The sequence below is a fragment of the Aeromicrobium sp. genome (assembly GCF_032084975.1).
In the GTDB taxonomy this organism is placed as follows: Bacteria; Actinomycetota; Actinomycetes; order Propionibacteriales; family Nocardioidaceae; genus Aeromicrobium.
The window spans coordinates 1-1,921 of sequence record NZ_DAMDLR010000154.1 but is presented as its reverse complement, the minus strand read 5'-3'; the positions used below and the strand labels follow the sequence as shown (position 1 = coordinate 1,921).

General features: G+C 73.1%; 3 protein-coding genes. All 3 read right to left on the bottom strand.

The genetic code is table 11. The annotated features are described in order from the left end of the window. Positions 1 to 537: NAD-dependent epimerase/dehydratase family protein (locus RT323_RS16610; protein WP_313410403.1), on the bottom strand; the 537-nt coding region annotated here is incomplete at its 3' end. A gap of 42 nt (positions 538 to 579) precedes the next feature. Continuing rightward, complete coding sequence (locus RT323_RS16605; protein ID WP_313410401.1) at positions 580 to 1,065, bottom strand: hypothetical protein; 486 nt, start codon at positions 1,063 to 1,065, stop codon at positions 580 to 582. Next, the coding region (locus tag RT323_RS16600; protein WP_313410399.1) for a galactosyltransferase-related protein at positions 1,062 to 1,921 on the bottom strand (860 nt) is incomplete at its 5' end. The genes RT323_RS16600 and RT323_RS16605, both read right to left, overlap by 4 nt.

The window sequence follows — 1,921 nt, the reverse complement described above, 5'->3', positions numbered from 1 at the left end:
CTGCTCGCTGGCCGCGGACCGCTGGAAGACGAAGGCCGGCCGGATCCGCACGACGCGCGTGTCCGGGTTCGCGAGCTCGAAGCCGTCCAGCGTCCGCTCGACGTAGGCCTTCTCGCGGCAGTAGGTCGCCTCGGACGTGCCATCGGTGAGCCACGACTCGTCGACCGGGTCGTCGTGGTCGACCGGCGAGTAGGCCGCGACCGACGACGCCACGACCACGGCCGGCACGCCCGCGCGAGCGACGGCGTCCAGCACCCGGCGGTTGCCGACCGCGTTGGTCTCCCACGTGACGTCCTGGCGACGCGTGGGCTGGAACTTCCACGCCAGCTGGACGACGGCGTCGGCGCCCTCGACGAGCGGGACGAGGTCGTCCGTCGCGATGTCGGCCGCGTGCCAGCGGACGGATGCGTGCGACGTGTCCCCGTCGACCTCGGGGCGCCGCCGCGCGACGCCCACGACCTCGTCGCCCAGGGCCGAGACCTCGCGGGTCGTGGCCGAGCCGATATTGCCGGTGGCACCGAAGATGACGATCCTCATGACGCAGACGTACCCCCGGGAACGCGGATCACGCGGCAGGTCTCAGGCGGGGAACTTCGTCGCGGCCGTGAGCGCGTGCCAGTCCCGGAGGCGTTCGAGCTGGGAGTCGGCCCAGCGCTCCAGCTCGTCGAGCTGGGACAGGTCGAGGTTGGCCCCGGCCCGCGCCGCCTGGCGCATGAGGCGCCACCCGTTGCGCTTGGTGACCACGGCGGCGTAGAGCGCCTCGAGCTCGAGGACGTCCATCAGGTCCGACCGGCCGATCAGCCGCGGTGACGGCCGGAAGCGCGCGACGACCTCGGCACCCTGCGAGGCCACCCTGCTGATCACCGAGGGCTCGATGCCGACGTCGGCCATCATCTCGCGCAGCCAGTCGCGCTCCTGCTTGATCTCCTCGGCCATCGCCTTGAGGCCGGCGGCGACCTCGGGGATGCCGTGCGTGTGGGCGACGCGCTCGAACGCCGCGGTGCCTCCACTGGCTCCCATCAGGTGGGTGCGCATGTGGCCGTGCAACACGTCTTCGTTCCTCATGATGCCTCCTGTCTCGTGGTGCTGGCAGTCTGCTGCGAATGCGGCCCGTCCGCACGTCGCCACCCGTCGCGGTGGCGCTGGACGAGGCCCTGCTCCTCGAAGGCCTCGAGCCAACCGGTCATCGGCCACCTCCCCCAGCGCTCCGCGAAGATCGCGCCGTTGCGCAGGATGTCGTCGAGGTGGGACACCGGAGGGCTCTCGACCGGGTGGTGCTGGTGATAGGCGCGGGCGCCGCCAGTCCACGCGATCCCGATCCCCCGCTCGGCGGCGCGGTGCGCGAAGTCGGTGTCCTCGCCGCCGTAGCCCACGTACTCCTCGCCGAACCCGTCGATCCGCTCCCACGTCTCGCGCGCCAGGGCGAACGAGAGCGACCAGAAGAGGTCGGGATCGCCACCATCGACACGCTCACCCGGGTCGGGCGCGGGGCGCGCCGCGTGCGGCCCGTCCCAGCCGACCAGGTCGAGGGGATAGCCGCCGGACGGCGCGGGCGGCAGGTAGGTGACGGGACCGCACCACACCCGGTCCTCGCTCGCCGCGACCGCGTCCGCGTAGTCGGCGACGAGGTCTGGCCCGACGAGGCAGTCGACGTCGAGGAAGACCAGCACGTCCGCTCCACCCTCGATGGCGGCGCGGGCCCCGCAGTTGCGGGCAGCGGCCAGCGGCAGGCCCTGCGGGTGCCGGTCGATCGCCTCGACCGACGTGGGCCAGGAAGCGCCGGTGACGAGGTCGGCGACGGCGGGGTCGTCCATCGCGACCACGACGCGCAGGTCGGGCGGCCGGGCTCCAGCACGCAGGGACCGCTCCTGCGCCGCCAGGTGCTCGTGCCGACCGTGCGCGATCGTGACCACGGCGACCG